Raw genomic sequence first — 21,289 nt, 5'->3', positions numbered from 1 at the left:
GGCAGCGCCCTAGCCTTCGGTCTTCAGCGTGCCCGCCTCGACGGCCGCGGCAAGCTCGGCCTCGTCCACCGCCCCGTCTGCATTCGTGTCGATCGCGGTGAATCCCTCCTCGGTCAGGTTCGGATAGACCGCCTGCAATTCCGACATCGAGAGGTTGCCCGTCCCGTCCGCATCCATGTCCGAAATCCCCTGCGCGAACGCCATGCCGGTGGTGGCGAGGCCGAGCGCGAGGGTGAGTGCCAGTTTCTTCATCGGATCATCTCCTTGATCTTTAGGTCGCGAAAGCCGCGTTTGTGCCGCCTTCAGTGATCAGGACACCGGAGGCGGGGCTTTATTCCCGACGCCCCTCCCCACCGCCGCCGACGCGCGGTCCCTCGCCCATTGCCCTGCCCCCGCCGCGCGGGAAGCCGCCGGAAAGGCGCGGGAACGGGCGGCGAAAGACGGCTCGGCGGATTTCCCCCAGGTTGTGCCCGCGCGCCGGCGGCCCAAAGTCCGGTGGAGAAGGAGACATCCCATGACTGATCCGCTTTCCACATGCCCGCCGCGAGCGCAGAGCGCCGACATCGTCGGTTACATGCCCGAGCTCCTGCGCCTCGCCCGGCTCCTCATGCGCGATCCGGTCGCGGCGGAGGATCTGGCCCAGGAGGCGCTGCTCAGGGTCTGGACGCAGATCGCCGCCGGGGCCGAGATCGACGATCTGCGACCCTATCTCATGACCGCGGCCAGAAACCTCGCGCGGAAGCGGCGCCGCCCCGTGCTCGCCCTGTCGGACGCGCCGGAACCCGCCACGCCGGCCGAGGCCCCCGGGCGCCTGGCCTTGCGCGAGGTGGCGCGCGCCCTGTCGCGGCAGCCGCAGGCGGAGGTGAAGCTGATCGTGCGGCAGGCGGCGCGGGGCGAGAGCTATGCCGACATCGCCGCGGCCGAGGGTTTGCCGCTCGGCACGGTCATGTCGCGGCTCTCGCGGCTGCGCTCGCGCCTTCGCGTCGATTGCGGGCTGCCGGCCGACGGTCCGGCCGCGGCCCTTCTGACCGGCGAGGATGCCGCGTGACCGGCCCGCCGCCCGCCGCGCAAGCAAAAGGGCCCCGGAGAATATCTCCGGGGCCCCGTCACGTCGGATGAGATCTCAGGCCGATCAGCCGGCGATCGTGCCCGCTTCCTGCGCGGCCTTCAGTTCGTCCGCGTCGACGGCGCCATCGGCGTTGGCGTCGATCATGGAGAAGGTCTCGGCCGTCATGTCCGGATAGGCCGCGGTCAGCTCCTCGATCGAGTAGGTGCCGTTGCCATCGGTGTCGGTCACGACGGTCTGGGCTTGGGCGGCAACGGTGCAGGCAGCAACGGCGCCGAGGGCCAGAACGAGCTTTTTCATCTCTGTTGTACTCCAGGTAAGGGCAACTGCCCTAGAATCAGTGGCTTAACCGCCACCGCCCGCTATGTGGATCTTCCCGAAGCGTCCCGCAAGAGGCTCGTGAGGCATGATCACGCCGCCGTGAACGCTCTGGCGGAATGGCGCCGATACACCCATCGGTTTTGCGCAGCCTTCCGCGTTTCACGCATGAATTGCCACCCAGGGATGGCGATCCCTTAAAGAAAACGGGGGGCCCGGAGGCCCCCCTAGTCTCGCCGTTCAGGCTCATCCTTCATACCGCTCGGTTTTCTGCCTGCGGCCTGAACGTCGTCGGGGGCGAGCGCACCCGCCCCGGAAACCCGTCACCGGAGTGACCGGCATTCTCTTCTCAGCTGCACCCGCTCGTTCCCCCGCAGGTGTTGCACTTCATGCAGGTGCCGTTGCGCACCAGCGTGTAGTTGCCGCATTCGCCGCAGGGATCGCCCTCGTAGCCCTGCATCTTGGCCTTGGTGCGGGCGTCCATCGTGACCGTCCCGGAGGCGATGGCCGTCGCGCCGGCGGTCAGCACCGCCTGCGCCGTGGCCGGCACCAGCGTGTTCAGCGCCGCGACCGGATCGCCGGCGAGCGCGGTGGCGCCCACGCCGCCCTGCAGGACCACAAGCTCCTGCGGCAGCCGCTTGCGCATGTAGCCGGTCGAGGCGACCTGCTTCAGGACCTCCAGCGATTTCGACGCGGTGCGCTCGCTCGGTTCCGCGAGGTTCGACTGGCCCTCGTTCGCGCCGCCGCCGAGATCGTCGAAGCTCGCGCCCTGCGGCTTCACATGGGCAAGGTCGGTCCGGTCGAGGTAGGAGACCGCCAACTCGCGGAAGATGTAGTCGAGGATCGAGGTCGCCTGCTTGATCGAGTCGTTGCCCTGGACCATGCCCGCCGGTTCGAACTTCGTGAAGGTGAAGGCATCCACGAATTCCTCAAGCGGCACACCGTATTGCAGGCCGACGCTGACAGCGATGGCGAAGTTGTTCATCATCGCCCGGAAGCCCGCGCCTTCCTTGTGCATGTCGATGAAGATCTCGCCCAGCGTGCCGTCCTTGTACTCGCCGGTGCGCAGATAGACCTTGTGCCCGCCAACCATCGCCTTCTGGGTGTAACCCTTGCGGCGTTCGGGAAGCTTTTCGCGGTGGCTGCGGACAAGTTCCTTCACCACGATCTTCTCGACGATCTTCTCGGCCAGAACGGCGGCCTTTTCCTGTGCCGATCCGGTGGCGAGGATCTCCTCGGCCTCCTCGTCATCCTCGACGAGCGCGGCGGCCAGCGGTTGCGACAGCTTGGACCCGTCGCGGTAAAGCGCGTTGGCCTTGATGCCGAGCGACCAGGAGAGTTCGTAGGCCGCCAGAGTCTCCTCGATGGAGGCGTTGTTCGGCATGTTGATCGTCTTGGAGATCGCGCCCGAGATGAAGGACTGCGCCGCCGCCATCATGCGGATATGGCTGTCCACGGACAGGAAACGGGTTCCCTTCTTGCCGCAGGCATTGGCGCAGTCGAAGACGTGGTAGTGTTCCGCCTTCAGATGCGGTGCGCCTTCAAGAGTCATCGTCCCACAAACATGGTCGTTCGCGGCCTCGATCTGCTTGCGGGTGAAGCCGAGGTGGCGAAGGATGTCAAAGGTCGGGTCGTTCAGCTTTTCCGCAGGAATTCCAAGGGCTTCCTGACAGAACTTCTCGCCGAGTGTCCACTGATTGAAGACAAAGCGGATATCGAAGGCCGAAGGCAATGCCGCCTCGATCTTCTCAAGTTCCGCCTGGCCGAAGCCGTGTCCGATCAGAGAGGTGTGGTTGATGCCGGGGCAGTTGCCAAGGCTGGCGTGACCGACGGCGTAGGCGATGATCTCCTCGATCTCGGCCGAGCCGTAGCCAAGGGTTTCGAGCGCGGCGGGAACCGAGCGGTTGATGATCTTGAAGTAGCCGCCGCCGGCGAGCTTCTTGAACTTCACCAGCGCGAAGTCCGGCTCGATCCCGGTCGTGTCGCAGTCCATCACGAGGCCGATCGTGCCGGTCGGCGCAATGACGGTCGCCTGGGCGTTGCGGTAGCCGTTCTTCTCGCCGAGGGCCAGCGCCTCGTCCCAGGCGGATTTCGCAAGGGAAACAAGCGCCTGGTCCGGGCAGTTCGCGTGATCGAGCGCGACCGGGGCGACAGCGAGGTCCTCGTAACCGCCGGTTTTGCCGTAAGCCGCCGTGCGATGGTTGCGGATGACGCGGAGCATGTGGTCGGCGTTCTTGGCGTAGCCCGGGAAAGCGCCCAGTTCGCCCGCCATCTCGGCCGAGGTGGCGTAGGAGATGCCGGTCATGATCGCCGTCAGCGCGCCGCAGAACGCCCGGCCTTCGTCCGAGTCGTAGCCGAGGCCCATGTTCATCAGCAGCCCGCCGATATTGGCGTAGCCGAGGCCGAGCGTGCGGAAGTCGTAGGAGCGTTGCGCGATCTCCTTCGACGGGAACTGCGCCATCGTCACCGAGATTTCCAGCGTGACCGTCCAGAGACGCGTCGCATGCACATAAGCTTCGGCGTCGAAGGCATTGTTTTTATGGAACGTCAGCAGATTCATCGAGGCCAGGTTGCAGGCCGTGTCGTCGAGGAACATGTATTCCGAACAAGGGTTCGATCCCCGGATCTGGCCATCTTCCGGGCAGGTGTGCCAGGCGTTGACCGTGTCATGGAACTGGATGCCGGGATCGGCGCAGGCCCAGGCGGCGTGGCCGACCTGCTGCCAGAGGTCGCGCGCCTTCACGGTCTTGGCAATCTTGCCATCAGTCCGGCGGACAAGCTCCCAATCCGCGTCGTCCTTTACGGCCTTGAGGAAGGCGTCGGTCACCCGGACGGAGTTGTTGGAGTTCTGCCCGGAGACCGACGCATAGGCTTCACTGTCCCAGTCGGTGTCGTAGGTCGGGAATTCGATGCTCCCGTACCCCTGTTTCGCGTAATCGAGCACGCGTTTGACGTATGTTTCTGGGATCGCCACTTTCTTCGCCGACTTGATCGCGGCTTTCAGGGCTTCGTTCTTCGCGGGATCCACGGCGTCCTCGGTGGAACCGTCCCAGGTGCGGATCGCCGCGAAGATCTCGTTGAGCTGACGCTCATGCATCTTGGAGCCGGCCACCAGCGCGGCGACCTTCTGCTCTTCGATGACCTTCCAGTTGATGAAGTCCTCGATATCGGGGTGATCCATGTCGCAGATCACCATCTTGGCCGCGCGGCGCGTGGTGCCGCCCGACTTGATCGCGCCCGCCGCGCGGTCGCCGATCTTGAGGAAGCCCATGAGGCCGGAGGACTTGCCGCCGCCCGACAGCTTCTCGCCCTCGCCCCGGAGCGAGGAGAAGTTGGTGCCCGTGCCCGACCCATACTTGAAAAGCCGCGCCTCGCGAACCCAGAGGTCCATGATGCCGCCGTCACCGACGAGGTCGTCCTTCACCGACTGGATGAAGCAGGCATGCGGCTGCGGATGCTCGTAGGCGCTGGCGGATTTCGTCAGCTCGCCGGACTTGTGGTCGACGTAGTAGTGCCCCTGCGACGGGCCGTCGATGCCGTAGGCCCAGTGCAGGCCGGTGTTGAACCATTGCGGCGAGTTTGGCGCGGCCATCTGTTCGGCCAGCATGAAACGCATCTCGTCGTAATAGGCCTGCGCGTCGGCCTCGGTCGTGAAGTAGCCGCCCTTCCAGCCCCAGTAGGCCCATGCCCCGGCGAGGCGGTCGAAGACCTGTTTGCCGGAGGTCTCGCCGACATAGCGTGCGTCCTCGGGCAGGTCGGCCAGCGCCTTCTCATCGGGCACTGAGCGCCAGAGGAATTCGGGCATCCCCTTTTCGCGGACCTTCTTCAACCGCGCCGGAACGCCGGCCTTGCGGAAATACTTCTGGGCGAGCACGTCGGAGGCGACCTGGCTCCAGCCCTCGGGCACTTCGACGCTGTCGTTGCGGAAGACGATCTTGCCGTCGGGGTTGCGGATCTCCGACACGGTCGTGGTGAATCCGATTTCCGAGTAGGCGTCGCGCCCGGCCTTGGTAAATTTGCGTTCGATCTTCATGTCTGCCCCATCTTTTCACTTCTCTAGGCCGCGACGCGCCCCTTACCGGAGCGTCTTGCCGCGCAAGCGCTTTCGGGGCGTTGAGGGACAAGCCATCGTTCACAGCGGATGCGCCCGCTGCGTCCTGGTCATCTGTTAACGTGACCGATGTTGGTGTTGTTCTGTCCCCGCCGTGCCGACCACTAAATCTTGTGGCTTCTCCGTCAGCCCATACAAACTGACGTATTCGACCCGGTCGGGTCAACTAGTTTTTCACGCGTTCGGGAGGAGATTTCGGTTGACCTGCCCGATGAGGCCGGCCGGGGTGATTCACCCGAAATCGGGCGGCGCGGGCCGCCAGCCCGGAAATCTTTTGCCTGCAAGGGATTTGCCCCGCGAGTCTGCCGGGGCAGGTGAATTCACGCGGCGGCACATACGGCCGCGGCGGGTGCCGAATGCATTCTTTGGAAGGCTGGTCGGGGCGAGAAGATTCGAACTTCCGACCTACGGTACCCAAAACCGTCGCGCTACCAGGCTGCGCTACGCCCCGACGCCCCGTCTCTAGCGAGTTGAGGGCCGGAGGAAAAGGCCTAAGGTTGCCCGCAGGCCCAAAGCGCCGTCGCCGGATCGACGGCCGGATGGCGCAACTCGGCCCCCTCGCCCAACCCCAGCCGCGCGGCGAGCCCGCCCTGGATCTCCAGCACCATCAGCGTGCCGTCGGGTCCCGGAATCGGCGTTAGGTCGCCCGGCACCGCGTTCGCATGGACCGCGTTCACGCGGCCATCCGGGCCGATGAACACCATGTCGAGCGGAATGAGCGTGTTCTTCATCCAGAACGAGACCGGCTGGGGATGTTCGTAGATGAAGAGCATCCCCGCGCTCGCCGGCAGGCGCTTGCGGAACATCAGCCCGTTGGCGCGTTCGCCCGGATCGTCGGCAATCTCGACCGCGAATCGCGCCTGACCAGCGTCCCAGCGAAACTCGGCCACCGTCTCGGTGCAGGCAGCCGCCGCCGGGCCGCCAAGGAGGATCGCCGCGATCGCAACCCGCAGGATCATTTCTTTTCCCGGACCGCCGCTTCCCAGGAGGCGACCTGCGCCGCCATGCGGCCGCGCTTGCCCTCGATCACGCGAAGGCAGACCGCCTCGCCCGGTTGCAGATCGGCAAAGCCGGAGCGGCGCAGAACCTCGATATGGATGAACACGTCCTCGGGGCGGCTGTAGACATTGGCGAAGCCGAATCCCTTCGTCTTGTCGAACCATTTCACCCGCGCCGGCTCCAGCGGCAGCGCGGCGATCTCGGCCGCGTCGCTATCCCCGAGATCCTCGATCGGCATCGCGTCTTCGTTCTCGGGCGGCAGGATCTCCCGCACCTCGACCGCCTGGGCGCCGCGTGCAGTCTGCTGGACGAGCACGGTGATTCGCGCGTTGTCGGCGACGGAGCTCTGACCGAAATTCCGCAAGACATTCGCATGCAAAAGAATGTCGCCTCCGCTTTCATCGGCGACGATGAAGCCGAATCCCTTCGCAGGATCGAACCATTTCACGCGGCCGACGACCTCGTGCTGGTCCTGTTGTTCTTGTGTCATAACCGGTCGTTTTCCCATCCCCGCCCCTCATGCCGGCCTAACCGGAGAGGAAGCGAATTGAAGCTCACTGAAGGCACCGAATGAAACTGATCACCAACACTCGCGACGATTAAGGGTTCAGTCGCGTAATCTCCCAACTGTCCGCCAGCGTCGCGCGACGCCATTGGAATCGGTCATGAAGACGGAAGGCCCCATCGGCCCAGAATTCGATCTCCAGCGGTTTGAGCCGTATTCCCCCCCAGAAGGGCGGTCGCTCCGGCGCCAATCCTTGCGCCGCGGTCACTCGTGCCACCTCAGCCATCAGCCTGCCCCGGGAGGCAAGCGGTTCGGACTGCCGCGACGCCCAGGCGCCGAGCCGGCTTTGCAAGGACCGCGAGGCGAAATACTCGTCCGCCATCGACCCTTCCTCCCGGCTGGTCACGCCCCGGACCCGGATTTGCCTGCGCAGCGACTTCCAGTGCATCACGAAAGCCGCCTTGCCGGCGATCGCGATTTCGCGCCCTTTTGCCGAACCGTAGTTTGTGTAGAAGAGAAAAGCGTCGGCCTCAATCTCTTTCAGAAGCACCATGCGCGCATTCGGCAACCCGTCCGCATCGACGGTGGCAAACGCGATGGCGTTCGGATCGTTCGGTTCGGACGCCTCGGCCTCCGTCAGCCAGGACCGTGCGAGGACGAAGGGGTCGTCTCCCCCGAATATTCCGCTTCGGTCTGCCATTATCGGGCCTTCCAGGCTGCTTCACGCTCTGATTGCATACTGCCGAACGACTTCGCCAAGCGGCGTCCCCCGCCCTTGAAGCAGGTTGGAACTTAGCCTAATGCTTCGTAACTCGTTAAGAAAGTGGCGCGGGGACAGATATGGCAACCAAATTGATGGCCGGCAAGCGCGGCCTGATCATGGGGCTTGCGAACGACAAGTCGATCGCCTGGGGAATTGCCAAGGCCTGCGCGGATCATGGCGCCGAAATGGCCTTTTCCTATCAGGGCGAAGCCTTGAAAAAGCGGGTCGAACCGCTTGCGGCGCAGATCGGCGTCACCGAACTGGTCGAGTGTGACGTGGCCGATGCCGGGTCGCTCGACGCGCTCTTCGCGCATCTGGAAAAGGTGTGGGGCAAGCTCGACTTCGTCGTGCATGCGATCGGCTTTTCCGACAAGAACGAGCTTCGCGGCCGCTATGTCGATACCGGAATCGAGAATTTCCGCATGACGATGGACATCTCGGTCTATTCCTTCACCGCCGTCTGCCAGCGCGCGGCGGCGATGATGCCCGATGGCGGCTCGCTTCTGACGCTGACCTACTACGGGGCCGAGCGGGTGATGCCGCATTACAACGTGATGGGCGTCGCCAAGGCCGCGCTGGAGGCGTCGGTGCGCTACATCGCCGAGGATCTCGGCAAGGACGGCATCCGCTGCAACGCGATTTCCGCCGGTCCGATCAAGACGCTCGCGGCGTCCGGCATCGGCGACTTCCGCTATATCCTGAAGTGGAACGAGCTGAACTCACCCTTGCGGCGCAACGTCAACCAGGGCGACGTCGGCAAGTCCGCGCTCTATCTTCTCTCCGATCTCGGATCGGGTGTCACGGGCGAGGTGCATCACGTCGATGCGGGATATCATATCGTTGGCATGAAAGCGGTTGACGCGCCCGATATCGACGTCGTCACCGGAAGGGGCGACAAGGAGAGCGGACATTGAGCGACCGGCTGCCGCACGAAAAAGGCTTTCACGTCTCCTGGGATCAGATTCACCGCGACGCGCGGGCGCTGGCCTGGCGTCTGGACGGCAAAGGCCCCGATGACGGCGCCTGGCGGGCGGTCGTCGCGATCACGCGCGGCGGCATGGCGCCGGCGATGATCGTCAGCCGCGAGCTCGACATCCGCGTCGTCGATACGATTTCGGTCAAGTCCTACAACCATCAGGATCAGACCCAGCCCCGCGTCATCAAGGAGCCGCAGGCCAGCATCATGGGCCCGGACGGCGCGGGCGTTCTGGTCGTCGATGACCTCGTCGATACCGGAAAGACGCTGGAACTGGTGAGAAAGCTCTATCCGAAGGCGCATTTCGCCACCGTCTACGCCAAGCCCGAGGGCCGCGCGATGGTCGATACCTACATCACCGAGGTCAGCCAGGACACGTGGATCTTCTTCCCGTGGGACATGGCCCTGCAATATGTCGAGCCCTATCGCGGACGGGACTGAGGCGCGGTGGGCAGGCCGTTCAGCGCCCATGTCGAGCGCCGGCTGCGTCAGCTTTTCGATGTCAGCCTGATCGCCAAGGGGGCATTCGCCGCCACCGAATTGCTGTCTGGCATCGCTATCTGGCTGGCCAGTGCCGATTGGGTGACACGAACGGTCCGCTGGCTCACGCATTACGAGATCGTCGAGGATCCGGGCGACCGGGTGGCGAACTGGCTTCTGGGGCTTGCCCAAGGGTATTCGGTCTCGACCCAGAATTTCTGGGCGCTCTACCTCATCGGTCACGGGGTGGTGAAACTTGTGATCGTTGCGGCGCTCGCCTTCCGCATCCTTTGGGCCTACCCGGCCTCGATCCTCGTGCTGGTCGGGTTCATTCTCTATCAAATCGAACGTTTTTCCCTCACCCATGCGCCCTTTCTGATCGCGCTCACGATCTTCGACCTCGTGGTGATCTGGCTCGTCTGGCACGAGTATCAGCGCATGAAGGCCGGACCCGAGGAACCGTAAGACGCCTTGCCTCCGGCCGTGATCCCTGTACCAAGGGAGGCGAGAGATTGCCGAGGACAAACCCCCGATGACCCTGCCGCTCAACCCCGACATGGCCGCCACCTTCCCGCCACCGGTGATGGAGGCGCGGCGTTGGCTGGACGGGGTCGTGTTTCCTGCCGACCGGCCGCTCATCAACGTGAGCCAGGCGGCGCCGATGGACCCGCCGCCCCCCGCGCTCCGGCAGGCGCTGGCTGAGGCGGCACTGAACGAACCGGCCGCGCATCTTTACGGCCCGGTGCTCGGCCTGCCGGCCCTGCGGGCCGAAGTCGCGGCTCAATGGTCGGCGGCCTATGGCGGAGAGATCGCGGCCACCGAGGTCGCGATCACGCAAGGCTGCAACCAGGCTTTTTGCGCGATCTTGTCGACCCTGGCACGGGCCGGGGATGAAATCATCCTTCCAACCCCCTGGTATTTCAATCACAAAATGTGGCTGGACATGCAGGGGGTTGGCTCCGTGCCGCTGCCGACCGGGCCCGGATTGATCCCCGAGGCGGAGGCGGCGGAGCGATTGATCACCCCCCGCACCCGCGCGATCGTTCTCGTGACGCCGAACAATCCAGGCGGCGTCGAATACCCGGCCGAGGTGCTCCGTGCCTTCTTCGACCTCGCCAAGGCGAAGGGCATCGCGTTGATCGTCGATGAGACCTACCGCGATTTCGACAGCCGGCCGGACGCACCGCACGACCTTTTTGCCGATCCCGACTGGCGCGGGACGCTCGTGCATCTCTATTCCTTTTCGAAGGCCTACCGTCTGACGGGCCACCGCGTCGGCGCCATCGTCGCCGATACTGCGCGCCTCGCCGAGGTGGAGAAGTTCCTCGACACCGTCGCGATCTGCCCCTCGCAGCTCGGCCAGATCGGCGCGCTCTGGGGGATGCTCAACCTTGGTCAGTGGGTCGCGGGCGAACGGGCCGAGACGCTTGCCCGCCGCGCCGCGCTCGAAGCGGGGTTCGCGCGGCTCGACGGTTGGGAGCTTCTGGGTTGCGGTGCCTTCTTCGCCTATGTGCGCCACCCCTACCCGATCGCCTCGCCGGAGCTGGCCAGACGGCTGGTGCAGGAGGCGGGCGTCCTTCTCCTTCCCGGCACGATGTTCCGGCCCGCGGACGACCCGGCCGGGGATCGGGAATTGCGCATCGCGTTTGCCAATATCGACAGCGCCGGGATCGGCACGCTGATCGACCGGCTCGCCGCGTTCAAGCCCTGACCCTGGCCCCCGACGGGCGGCCTTGCCCCGCCCGGTCCGCTGGCCTAAACACCTTCGCACAAGGTCCGTTCGGGGGAAGGAAACGCCATGTCGAACCCGCTGCGCAGCAAGAAGCGCGGAAACACCATCGTCTGGATCCTTATGGCGATGCTGATCCTCGGCCTCGGCGGTTTCGGGGCGCGGAACTTCGGCGGCTCGGTCCGTTCGCTCGGCACCGTCGGCGACCGCGATATCGACCTGCGCGACTACGCGCGGACATTGCAGCGCGAAATCTCCGCCGTCGCCGCCCAGATCGGCACGCCCCTCAGCTTCTCTCAGGCGCAGGCCCTCGGCATCGACCGGACGGTGCAGGCACGCGTCATCGCCTCCGCCGCCCTCGACAACGAAGCGGGCCGCATCGGCCTGTCGGTCGGCGATGCCGAGGTGCGCAAGCAACTTGTCGCGGTGCCGGCCTTCCAGGGCCTCGACGGCAAGTTCGACCGCGACACCTATGCGCTGACCCTCAAGCAGGAAGGCCTGAGCGAGGGCGAATTCGAATCCAAGCTTCGGGACGAGGCGGCCCGGACCGTCCTTCAAGGCGCGATCCTCGGCGGCACCGCCGCTCCCGAGACCTATGTTGCACGGATCGCCGCCTGGGCGAGCGAAACGCGTGACTTCACCGTCGCCGAACTGATCGCCTCCGACCTGCCGGAGCCGGTCGCCGCCCCGGACGAGCCGGCGATAAAAGCCTATTACGATGCGCATCCGGACGATTTCACCCGCCCCGAAACCCGGCGGATCACCTATGTCTGGCTCTCTCCGGACATGCTGGCGGGCGATGTGCAACTCGACGATGCGACGCTCCGGGCCGCCTATGCCGACCGGATCAACGAATTCGTGACCCCCGAACGGCGCCTGGTCGAACGGCTGGTCTATCCCGACGCGGCCAGCGCCGAGGCCGCGAAGGCGCGCTTCGATGCCGGCGAGGCAACGTTCGAGGAGCTTGCCGCCGAACGCGGCCTGTCGCTGACCGATATCGACCTCGGCGAGATGTCGAAGGACGCGCTCGGGGCGGCGGGCGATGCCGTCTTCGCGCTCGACGCGCCGGGCGTCGCGGGGCCGATCCAGTCCGATCTCGGACCGGCACTCTACGCGATGAACGGTATTCTGGACGCTCAGGAAGTGACCTTCGACGAGGCGCGCGACGATCTGTCCGCCGAAGCCGCGACCGACAAGGCGCGGCGCATGGTGGCGGACAAGAGCGACGGGATCGAGGATCTTCTGGCCAGCGGGGCGACGCTCGAAGAGGTCGCGAAGGAAACCGGGATGGAGTTGGGCGAGATCGCGTTCAGCACCGGAACCGAAGACGGCATTGCCGCCTACACGGCCTTCCGGGATGCCGCGGCTGCCGCAACGACCGACGATTTCCCGACCCTGACGCCGCTTGACGACGGTGGCGTCTTCGCGCTTCGCCTCGACGGGATCGACCCGCCGGCCCTGCGCCCGCTTGACGAGGTTCGCGATCAGGCAGCGGCGGCCTGGAAAGTGAAGGAAACGCATGACCGTCTCCTGAAGCACGCCGAAGAGGTTCAGGCAAAGCTTGCCGGCGGCGCGACGCTGGAAGGCACCGGCCTCGTGACCACCCGCTTTGACGGCTTCGCGCGGGGTGGCTTCATCGCCGACACTCCGACCGCCGTGGGCGAAAAGGCTTTCGCGCTGGACGACGGCGGCTCCGCCGTGGTCGACGACTCGGGCCGCGTGCTTCTCGTCGCGGTCAACGCGGTCCATGCGGCAGATCCGACGAGCGACGAGGTGGTGCGGACCCGCGAGGCGCTGGAGGCGCAGTTCGGCCAGTCGCTGGCGCAGGACATGTTCCAGCTTTTCACCCAGGCGATCGAGGGCGAGGCGGGCATCCGCCTTGACGCGGCCGCGATCAACGCCGTCCACGCACAGATGAACTGAGGGCACCGTGGCACTGATCCCCACCTTCGAGGATTTCGAGGCCGGCTGGGCGCGTGGCGAGAATCAGCTCGTCTACGCAAGGCTCGCCGCCGATCTCGACACGCCGGTATCGCTGATGCTGAAGCTCGCCGACGCGCAGGCGATGAGCTTCATGCTCGAATCGGTAACCGGCGGCGAGGTACGGGGGCGCTACTCGGTGGTCGGCCTCAAGCCCGACGTGATCTGGGATTGTCACGGCACGACGAGCCGCATCAACCGGCAGGCGCGCTACGATTCCGAAGCCTTCGAGGCACTCGACGGCCATCCGCTCAAGACACTTCGGGCGTTGATCGCCGAAAGCCGGATCGAGATGCCCGAGGGGCTTCCGGCCATCGCCGCCGGTCTCTTCGGGTATCTCGGCTATGACATGATCCGGCTGGTGGAGCATCTGCCGAACGTCAAGCCTGACCCGATCGGGGCGCCCGACGCGATGCTGATGCGGCCGACGATCGTCGCGGTCCTCGACGGCGTGAAGGGCGAGGTGACGGTCTGTTCGCCGGCCTGGATCGGCTCCGGCCTTTCGGCGCGGGCAGCATACGCGCAGGCGGCCGAACGGGTGATGGACGCGGTGCGCGATCTCGAACGCGCGCCGGCGGGCGAGGCGCGGTCGCTCGGCGACGTCGCCGCGGTCGGGCCGCTCAAGTCCAATTTCACGCCGGAGGGCTACAAAGCCGCCGTCGAAAAAGCCAAGGAGTATATCCGCGCCGGGGACATCTTCCAGGTCGTGCCGTCGCAGCGCTGGACCGCCGATTTCACCCTGCCGCCCTTCGCGCTTTACCGGAGTCTCAGGCGCACCAACCCCTCGCCCTTCCTGACCTTCTTCAACTTCGGATCGTTCCACATCGTCGGCGCCTCGCCCGAGATCCTCGTGCGGCTGCGCGGCGGCGAGGTGACGGTGCGCCCGATCGCCGGCACCCGCCCGCGCGGGGCGACGCCGGAGGAGGATCGCGCCCATGAAGCCGACCTTCTGGCCGACCAGAAGGAACTGGCCGAGCACCTCATGCTCTTGGACCTCGGCCGCAACGATGTCGGCCGCGTGGCGAAGATCGGCACCGTGCACCCGACCGAGAAGTTCATCATCGAGCGCTACAGCCACGTCATGCACATCGTCTCGAACGTCGTGGGCGAGATCCGCGACGACGAGGATGCCCTCTCCGCCCTGCTCGCGGGCCTGCCCGCCGGCACCGTCTCGGGCGCGCCGAAGGTCCGGGCGATGGAGATCATCGACGAGCTGGAGCCGGAAAAGCGCGGCATCTATGGCGGCGGCGTCGGCTATTTCGCGGCGAACGGCGAGATGGACATGTGCATCGCGCTCCGCACCGCCGTCGTGAAGGACGGCAAGCTCTATATCCAGGCCGGCGGCGGCGTCGTCTATGACAGCGACCCCGAGGCGGAGTTCCAGGAGACCGTGAACAAGTCCAAGGCCCTCAAGGCTGCGGCCGAGGATGCCGGCCTCTTCGTCCAGCGCGGTAATTCCTGAACGCGACCCCGGCCCCGCTCAATCACCCAGCATGACCGCCGAGACCGGCCCCACCACCGTGCCCTTGGCGCCTGCCGCGATCCAGTCCTCGATCGCCCCGACGGTTTCGGGCGCCGAGGTGCCGGCGACGACGACCTCGCCCTGACGCGCGGCCTCGAACGCCGCCCGGTCGAGGTAGCGGGCAATCGTCGTGGCGCTTTCGCCCCCTGCATCGAGGTCGCGGTAGATATCGGCATGGGGCAGCCCCTCGCCCGCCGCCGCCTGGCGTGCGGGGTTGAGGCCACGCGCATAGCTCACGAGCCCGCGCCCTTCGGTCGCCAGAAGCGCCACGAGGTGCTGCGCGACGCGACGGTCGCTCTGGAAAGCCGCCCCTGGAGCGCCGATGAAGGCCACGGATTCGGGCAGCACCTGCACATAGCTCTGATAGCTCACCTCCAGATCGCTCGCCGTGGCGCCTTCCGGCAGATCGGGCGCAAGGATCGCCACTTCATGGCCCCCGAGCCGGTAGACCGCCGCACGCGCGGCCGCGTCCGGGCGCTCTGGGTCGATGGCGATGGTGACGGGGCCGTCGATGGCCGCAAGCGCGTCGGGTGCGACGCCACCATTCTCCTCGCCGATGTCCAGCATGATGACCGCGATGAGCGGCTTCGCTTCTGAATTGTCGAACCGCGCCGCGAAGCGCGCGACGGCCGTTTCCGCGAGCGGCAATTGCGGCTTGTCGAGCACGATCTCCGGCGCGGGTGCGGGCGCGAAGGTTTCGGGCTCGGCGCCGGGCACATCGGCGGCAGGCTCGGCTCCGATGGACGGAAGGCGGTTCACCTTCACCCCCGGCACGGACTGCTTGAACCCTGGCTGCGGCGCATTCGCCGCGCCGATCGGCGCGCGCGGTGCGATGTCGATGATCGTCGGCCCCGTATCCGCCGGTGGCAGGTCTTCGGACGGCTCGGCGGTGGACGATTCGGCCGCCGGGGTGGGCGAAACCGGCGCCGGCTCGGGCGCGGCCTCGGGGGCAGCGGGCGCGGGAGCGGCTTCGGCAACCGGCGGGGCGGGCTCCGCAGCGGGTTCATTCACAGGTTCCGCAGGGACGGCAGCCTCTGACGGCGCGGCGGGTTGTTCCGGAACCTGCCGGGCTTCCGCGGTGACAATCTCGGACGTCGAGTCGGCCGGCGCCTCGGTCGCGAGAACCGGCGCCGTGGCCTCTCCCGGCGGCGGCACGGGCACAGTCGTTTCGGCGGCCGGAACGTCGGCGACGGCCTGCGCCGTGGCGGTATCCGGTGCCGCGGGTGCGGACGGCGCCTCGGACTGGCCCTCGGGCATCGCGGCCGGATTGACCTCTGCCAGGTGCGGCGCGGCTTCGGCCTCGGGCCGGGCGACATCCGGCGTTTCGGTAATGGCCGGAGCGGGTTCGGGCGCGGGAAGGACCGGGTCTTCTTCCGGTTTGGGGCGGGCGAATTCCGATCCGGCAGGCACTTCGACTTCGGGCGTCTCCGGAACGGATGCCGTCGCCTCGGCGCCGGTCGATGCGGTGTCGGCCTCCAGGCTTGCCTCGGTCCCCTCTGCCGGGGCTGACACCGGTGCCGGGGCGGCGACTGCGGGTTCCGCCGCCGGAGAGGGTTCAGGTTGAGGCTCCGGCTCGGTCACGGCCTCGGGCGTGACCGATGCGACGGCTTCCGATGCGGGCTTGTCCGCGACGGCCTCGGTGGGTTCCGGCTCCTCCGCCGCCTTTTCAGGCGACACGGTTTCGCCTCCTGATGCGACCTCCGCCGTGCCCGACCCCGCGACCGGCGCGGCTGTCGGCGGGAGCATCAGCGACGCCCCCGCAAAGCCCAAAACCGAGGCGAGCGCCCCGATCAGCAAACCGAAGAAATAGCCTCTGCCCACGTCCGCCTCCGACGCCTGTCAACCTCATTGGCCCGCTTCTTGCCTTGACCCGGCCGCGTGGCTCTGACCATGTATAGCCCGTCACGCGGGCGCGATCACCCCCCGATTGCATCCGTCAGGAATGAAGGCAAGGCCATGCTGCTTCTGATCGATAATTACGACAGTTTCACCTACAATCTCGTCCACTACCTGGGTGAGTTGGGGGCGGATGTCGTCGTCCACCGCAACGACGCGCTGAACGTGCAGGAGGCGATGGCGCTGAATCCATCGGCCATCGTGCTGTCGCCGGGCCCCTGCGACCCGGATCAGGCGGGAATCTGCCTCGCTCTGACGGCGGCGGCGGCCGAGACGAAGACACCGCTTCTGGGCGTGTGCCTTGGCCATCAGACCATCGGTCAGGCTTTCGGCGGCAAGGTGGTGCGCTGCCATGAGATCGTGCACGGCAAGATGGGCGTCATGCACCATTCGGGCAAGGGCGTGTTCGCCGGCCTGCCCTCGCCGTTCCTCGCGACGCGCTACCACTCGCTGGTCGTCGACCGCGCCACATTGCCCGATTGCCTCGAAGTTACCGCCTGGCTGGAGGACGGGACGATCATGGGGCTGCGCCACCGCGAAATGCCGATCGAGGGGGTGCAGTTCCACCCCGAATCGATCGCCTCCGAACACGGGCACCAGATGCTCCGGACCTTCCTCGAAGGTGCCAACGTGCCCTTGAAGGTGCCGGCATGAGCGGCGATATCCGCCCGCTGATCGGCCTTGCCGCCGACCGGCCGCTCACGCGGGACGAGGCCGAGCGCGCCTTTGCCGCCCTCTTCGAAGGTGCCGCGACCCCAAGCCAGATGGGCGGCCTCCTGATGGCACTCAGGACGCGGGGCGAGACGGTCGAGGAGATCGCGGCCGCGGCGCGGGTGATGCGGTCGAAATGCCATGCCGTGCGGGCGCCCGAGGGCGCGATGGACATCGTCGGCACCGGCGGCGACGGCAAGGGGACGCTGAACATCTCGACCGCCACGGCCTTCGTCGTCGCGGGCGCAGGCGTCGTGGTGGCCAAGCACGGCAACCGCAATCTCAGTTCCAAATCGGGTGCGGCGGACGCGCTGACCCAGCTCGGCATCAACGTGATGATCAGCGCGGAAGCCGTTGAAAAAGCGCTTGAAAGCTGCGGGATCGCCTTCATGATGGCGCCCATGCACCATCCGGCGATCCGCCACGTCATGCCGACCCGGGCGGAACTTGGCACCCGCACCGTCTTCAACCTTCTCGGGCCGCTGACCAATCCCGCCGGGGTGAAACGCCAACTGACCGGCGCGTTCTCCAGCCAGTGGATCCGGCCGATGGCCGAGACCCTCGCGGCGCTGGGGTCCGAGCGTGCCTGGCTCGTGCATGGCGCAGACGGGACCGACGAGATCTCGATCGCCGGCCCGACCTCGGTCGCGGCGCTCGAAGACGGGAAGGTCCACGAATTCGAGCTGCACCCCGAAGAGGTCGGCCTGCCGGTTCATCCGTTCGAGGCGATCCTCGGCGGCAGCCCGGAAGAAAACGGGGCGGCCTTCCGCAGGCTCCTCGATGGCGAACTGGGCGCCTATCGCGATGCGGTCCTGTTCAATGCGGCGGCGGCCCTTGTCGTTGCCGGCAAGGCAAGCGATCTGCGCGATGGCGTTGCGCGCGCGGCGGAAAGCATCGACAGCGGCGCGGCGAAGGCGAAGATCGACGCCCTGGCACGGGCGACGCAAAGGGCATGATCCCCAAGGCCTGGGCGCATCTGCCCTTCTTCACCCGCGACCTGCCCCGGATCGAGGCGGCGCTGGCGGACGACCCTCGTCCCGTCTTGCCCCCCGAAGCCCAGCGGTTCGCCGCGCTCGACCTGACGCCGCCGGAGGCGGTGCGGGTGGTGATCCTCGGTCAGGACCCTTATCCGACGCCCGGACATGCCCACGGGCTCGCCTTTTCAGTGGCGCCGGAGGTCACGCCGCTGCCCCGCTCCTTGTCGAATATCTACAAGGAGTTGCATGCCGATCTTGACATCCGCAGGCCAAACGGCGACCTGCGCGGCTGGGCGCGGCAGGGGGTTCTTCTGCTCAACACCAGCCTGTCGGTGCCCGCCGGGGCGGCGGGCGGTCATGCCCGGCTCGGCTGGCAGCGTCTGGCCGAGGAGGTGTTGGCCGAGGTCTCCACCCGGCCGACGGCCTTCCTTCTCTGGGGCGGGCACGCGCAGAAGCTTCGCCCCCATGTCCGGCCGGGCGATCATCTCGTCATCGAGACGGCGCATCCCTCGCCGCTTTCGGCCCGGCGCGGCTTCTTCGGCTCGCGTCCGTTCAGCCGGATCAATGCCTGGCTCGCGGCACAGCAGGCGCCAACGGTCGACTGGGGCGGATAGCGCGGAAGCGGGGGTTTCCCACCCCCACACCCCCGGGGAGTATTTGAGAACAGAAGAAGGCGGAAGGGCTTTTCGCCGGCGGGACGCGGAGGTAAGGAAGGGCCATGGATATTCTCGACAAGATCAAGGCCTACAAGCTTGAGGAAGTGAAGGCCGCGAAAGCGGCGCGGCCGCTGGCCGATCTGGAAGCCGCGGCGCGGGCGGCAAGCGCCCCGCGCGGCTTTGCCTCGGCGTTGCGGCGGGCATCGGCGACCGGCTACGGCCTCATCGCCGAGATCAAGAAGGCGAGCCCGTCAAAGGGCCTCATCCGCGCCGATTTCGACCCGCCGGCGCTCGCGCGCGCCTACGAGGCGGGCGGAGCCACCTGCCTCTCGGTCCTGACCGACGCGCCCTCTTTCCAGGGCGCCCCCGAATTCCTCACAGCCGCCCGCGCGGCCGTCTCCCTGCCGGCGCTCCGCAAGGATTTCATGTACGACACCTACCAGGTCGCCGAGGCGCGGGCCTGGGGGGCCGATTGCATCCTGATCATTCTCGCTTCGGTCTCCGACGCTCAGGCGGCGGAGCTTGAGGACGCGGCGATCGGCTGGGGGATGGACGCGCTTCTCGAGGTCCATGACGGCGCGGAGCTGGACCGGGCGCTTCGACTGAAATCACCGATGATCGGGATAAACAATCGTAATCTCAAGACGTTCGAGGTTACTCTTGAGACGACGCGGACGCTTGCCCCGAGGATCCCGGCCGACCGGATGGTGGTCTGCGAAAGCGGGCTCTTCACCCCGCAGGATCTTGCCGACATGGCCGCTTGCGGCGCCCGGTCGTTTCTTATCGGCGAGAGCCTGATGCGGCAGAACGATGTGGCATCGGCGACGCGGGCGATCCTCGCCAATCCGGTGGAGGTCTGAACATGGCGCTGACGCATTTCGACAAGGATGGTCATGCCCATATGGTCGATGTCTCGGACAAGGCGGTGACCGACCGGATCGCCGTGGCCGAGGCCCAGGTGGTGATGCGGGCAGAAACGCTGGCATTGGTCACCGAGGGACGGGCAAAGAAAGGCGACGTTCTGGGCGTGGCCCGGCTGGCCGGGATCATGGCGGCGAAGCGCACCTCGGACCTGATCCCGCTCTGCCATCCCCTTCCGATCACCAGGGTGGCGCTGGACCTCACGCCCGATCCGGCGCTTCCCGGCGTGAGGATCGAGGCGACGGTCAAGACCTCCGGCCAGACCGGGGTCGAGATGGAGGCGCTGACGGCCGCGTCGGTCGCGGCGCTGACGGTCTACGACATGCTGAAGGCGGCCGAGAAGTCGATGCGGATCGAGGGCTTGCGGGTCGTCCTGAAGGACGGCGGAAAATCAGGCCGTTACGAGGCGGAGCAATAGCGGAGGCGCGGCATGATTTCGGTTGATGAGGCGCTCGGCCGGCTCTTCGCGCTCTGCGCACCGGTGGGAACGGAAGTGGTACCGCTGCGGCGCGCGGCGGGCCGGGTTCTGGCGGCGCCGGTCGTGGCGCGGTTGAACCAGCCGCCCTTCGCGGCTTCCGCCATGGATGGCTACGCGATCCGGGAGGCGGATCACCAGCCAGGTGCCTGCCTGAATATCATCGGGGAAGCTGCTGCCGGAAAAGGGTTTTCCGGTTCTGTTGGTCCCGACCAAGCGGTCCGTATCTTCACCGGCGCGCCCGTGCCAAAGGGTGCCGAGCGTGTGATCCTCCAGGAAGACGTGATCCGGGAGGGTGACCGGATCACCCTTGGCGACAAGCTGGAAGCGGCGACGAATATCCGCGCGGCCGGTCAGGATTTCAGCGCCGGCGACCGGATCGCGGCCCCGCGGCGGCTGGCGCCGTCCGACCTCGCGCTTATCGCCGCGATGAACGTGGCCGAGGTGACCGTCGCGCGGCGCCCCGTCGTGGCGCTCCTCGCCACCGGGAACGAGCTGGTGATGCCGGGCGAAGTGCCGGGGCCCGACCAGATCATCGCCTCCAACAGCTTCGCGCTTGGCGCCCTGGCCGAGGCGGAGGGGGCCGAGGTGCGGATGCTGCCGATCGCGCGCGACGACGCCGAAAGCCTGCGGTTCACGCTCGGCCTCGCCGAGGGCGCCGATCTTGTCGTGACGATCGGCGGCGCGTCGGTCGGCGACCATGACCTTGTCGCGCCGGTAACCGAGGCGATGGGGATGGAGCGGTCGTTCTACAAGATCGCGATGCGTCCGGGCAAACCGCTGATGGCCGGGCGGCTCGGCAGTTCCATCCTGCTCGGCGTTCCTGGAAACCCCGTATCGTCGATCGTTTGCGGGCACATCTTCATGCGTCCGATGCTGCGGGCGCTGCAGGGCCTGCCCCCCGCGCCCGCGCCGGTCCACCGCGCCCGTCTGGCCCGGCCGGTCGCCGCCAACGGGCCGCGCGCCCATTACATGCGGGCACGGGTCGAAGCCGCGGAGAGCGGCGCCCGGATCACGGCGTTCGACCGACAGGACAGCGCGCTCCTCTCTGTCCTTTCCGAGGCGAACGCGCTGCTGGTGCGTCCCGTCGGCGATGACGCGCGGCCGGAAGGGACCGAGGTCGATTACATTCCGCTGTGACGGCCAGCCCACGCTCCGCGCCCGAATTTGTTGACACAAAAGGGGAACGCGCGTAGAACGTCAA

Annotated in this window: 20 protein-coding genes and 1 tRNA gene; 13 read left to right on the top strand and 8 right to left on the bottom strand. The window is 66.9% G+C overall.

What is annotated here, in order from left to right; all coding sequences use genetic code 11:
* Positions 1-9: 9 nt before the first annotated feature.
* Positions 10-252, bottom strand: a complete 243-nt coding sequence (locus tag V5734_RS09750; RefSeq protein WP_347313304.1) for an EF-hand domain-containing protein — start codon at positions 250-252, stop codon at positions 10-12.
* A gap of 262 nt (positions 253-514) precedes the next feature.
* Between V5734_RS09750 and V5734_RS09745 the strand changes: the two genes are divergently transcribed.
* A complete protein-coding gene (locus V5734_RS09745) occupies positions 515-1,048 on the top strand; it encodes an RNA polymerase sigma factor (protein ID WP_347313303.1) in 534 nt (177 codons plus the stop codon).
* 84 nt (positions 1,049-1,132) lie between these two features.
* Here V5734_RS09745 and V5734_RS09740 read toward each other — a convergent pair whose 3' ends face one another.
* The 6 genes from V5734_RS09740 to pdxH all read right to left on the bottom strand — a co-directional run bounded on the left by V5734_RS09740 (position 1,133) and on the right by pdxH (position 7,699).
* Positions 1,133-1,366 carry an EF-hand domain-containing protein gene (locus tag V5734_RS09740; RefSeq protein ID WP_347313302.1) on the bottom strand — a complete coding sequence of 78 codons (234 nt, stop codon included), beginning with the start codon at positions 1,364-1,366 and terminating at the stop codon, positions 1,133-1,135.
* Positions 1,367-1,733: 367 nt separating this feature from the next.
* Positions 1,734-5,417, bottom strand: coding sequence for a vitamin B12-dependent ribonucleotide reductase (locus tag V5734_RS09735; RefSeq protein WP_347313301.1), 3,684 nt, complete (start codon positions 5,415-5,417; stop codon positions 1,734-1,736).
* Positions 5,418-5,869: 452 nt separating this feature from the next.
* Positions 5,870-5,946: transfer RNA gene (locus V5734_RS09730), tRNA-Pro, on the bottom strand.
* 40 nt (positions 5,947-5,986) lie between these two features.
* Positions 5,987-6,454, bottom strand: a complete 468-nt coding sequence (locus V5734_RS09725; protein ID WP_347313300.1) for a DUF192 domain-containing protein — start codon at positions 6,452-6,454, stop codon at positions 5,987-5,989.
* Positions 6,451-6,984: a cold-shock protein gene (locus V5734_RS09720; protein WP_347313299.1), complete on the bottom strand. Its 534-nt coding sequence runs from the start codon at positions 6,982-6,984 to the stop codon at positions 6,451-6,453. The genes V5734_RS09725 and V5734_RS09720 overlap by 4 nt, the downstream gene beginning before the upstream one ends.
* A 109-nt stretch (positions 6,985-7,093) precedes the next feature.
* The gene (gene pdxH / locus V5734_RS09715; RefSeq protein WP_347313298.1) at positions 7,094-7,699 is read right to left on the bottom strand and encodes a pyridoxamine 5'-phosphate oxidase; all 606 of its coding nucleotides are present in this window, start codon (positions 7,697-7,699) and stop codon (positions 7,094-7,096) included.
* Positions 7,700-7,839: 140 nt separating this feature from the next.
* Here pdxH and fabI point away from each other — a divergent pair, with 140 nt between their 5' ends.
* From fabI to trpE, 6 genes are all read left to right on the top strand, one after another.
* The gene (gene fabI / locus V5734_RS09710) at positions 7,840-8,676 is read left to right on the top strand and encodes an enoyl-ACP reductase FabI (RefSeq protein ID WP_347313297.1); all 837 of its coding nucleotides are present in this window, start codon (positions 7,840-7,842) and stop codon (positions 8,674-8,676) included.
* Complete coding sequence (gene gpt / locus V5734_RS09705) at positions 8,673-9,179, top strand: xanthine phosphoribosyltransferase (protein ID WP_347313296.1); 507 nt, start codon at positions 8,673-8,675, stop codon at positions 9,177-9,179. Before fabI ends, gpt begins: the two co-directional genes overlap by 4 nt.
* A 6-nt stretch (positions 9,180-9,185) precedes the next feature.
* Positions 9,186-9,683 (top strand): DUF2127 domain-containing protein, encoded by a 498-nt coding sequence (locus V5734_RS09700; protein ID WP_347313295.1) that lies wholly within the window; start codon positions 9,186-9,188, stop codon positions 9,681-9,683.
* Positions 9,684-9,750: 67 nt separating this feature from the next.
* Positions 9,751-10,929 carry an aminotransferase gene (locus V5734_RS09695; protein WP_347313294.1) on the top strand — a complete coding sequence of 393 codons (1,179 nt, stop codon included), beginning with the start codon at positions 9,751-9,753 and terminating at the stop codon, positions 10,927-10,929.
* Positions 10,930-11,016: 87 nt separating this feature from the next.
* Positions 11,017-12,870, top strand: coding sequence for a peptidylprolyl isomerase (locus tag V5734_RS09690; protein ID WP_347313293.1), 1,854 nt, complete (start codon positions 11,017-11,019; stop codon positions 12,868-12,870).
* A 7-nt stretch (positions 12,871-12,877) separates the two neighbouring features.
* Complete coding sequence (trpE, locus tag V5734_RS09685; protein ID WP_347313292.1) at positions 12,878-14,389, top strand: anthranilate synthase component I; 1,512 nt, start codon at positions 12,878-12,880, stop codon at positions 14,387-14,389.
* Positions 14,390-14,407: 18 nt separating this feature from the next.
* Here the strand turns inward: trpE and V5734_RS09680 are convergent, their stop codons facing one another.
* Positions 14,408-16,270 (bottom strand): divergent polysaccharide deacetylase family protein, encoded by a 1,863-nt coding sequence (locus tag V5734_RS09680; RefSeq protein ID WP_347313291.1) that lies wholly within the window; start codon positions 16,268-16,270, stop codon positions 14,408-14,410.
* 135 nt (positions 16,271-16,405) lie between these two features.
* On the opposite strand from V5734_RS09680, the gene V5734_RS09675 reads away from it, so the two are divergent.
* The 6 genes from V5734_RS09675 (at position 16,406) to V5734_RS09650 (ending at position 21,225) form a co-directional block, all read left to right on the top strand.
* Positions 16,406-16,999, top strand: a complete 594-nt coding sequence (locus V5734_RS09675; RefSeq protein WP_347313290.1) for an anthranilate synthase component II — start codon at positions 16,406-16,408, stop codon at positions 16,997-16,999.
* Complete coding sequence (trpD, locus tag V5734_RS09670) at positions 16,996-18,012, top strand: anthranilate phosphoribosyltransferase (RefSeq protein WP_347313289.1); 1,017 nt, start codon at positions 16,996-16,998, stop codon at positions 18,010-18,012. Before V5734_RS09675 ends, trpD begins: the two co-directional genes overlap by 4 nt.
* Positions 18,009-18,647 carry a uracil-DNA glycosylase gene (locus V5734_RS09665; RefSeq protein WP_347313288.1) on the top strand — a complete coding sequence of 213 codons (639 nt, stop codon included), beginning with the start codon at positions 18,009-18,011 and terminating at the stop codon, positions 18,645-18,647. The genes trpD and V5734_RS09665 overlap by 4 nt, the downstream gene beginning before the upstream one ends.
* A 104-nt stretch (positions 18,648-18,751) precedes the next feature.
* On the top strand, positions 18,752-19,549 hold the full coding sequence (gene trpC / locus V5734_RS09660; protein ID WP_347313287.1) for an indole-3-glycerol phosphate synthase TrpC: 798 nt from the start codon (positions 18,752-18,754) through the stop codon (positions 19,547-19,549).
* Positions 19,550-19,551: 2 nt separating this feature from the next.
* Positions 19,552-20,028: a cyclic pyranopterin monophosphate synthase MoaC gene (moaC, locus tag V5734_RS09655; RefSeq protein ID WP_347313286.1), complete on the top strand. Its 477-nt coding sequence runs from the start codon at positions 19,552-19,554 to the stop codon at positions 20,026-20,028.
* 12 nt (positions 20,029-20,040) lie between these two features.
* Complete coding sequence (locus V5734_RS09650; RefSeq protein WP_347313285.1) at positions 20,041-21,225, top strand: molybdopterin molybdotransferase MoeA; 1,185 nt, start codon at positions 20,041-20,043, stop codon at positions 21,223-21,225.
* Positions 21,226-21,289 lie beyond the last annotated feature (64 nt).

It is taken from the genome of Defluviimonas sp. SAOS-178_SWC (genome assembly GCF_039830135.1).
GTDB lineage: Bacteria > Pseudomonadota > Alphaproteobacteria > Rhodobacterales > Rhodobacteraceae > Albidovulum.
The sequence above is the reverse complement of the archived record's forward strand: the minus strand, read 5'-3'. Positions and strand labels throughout refer to the sequence as shown.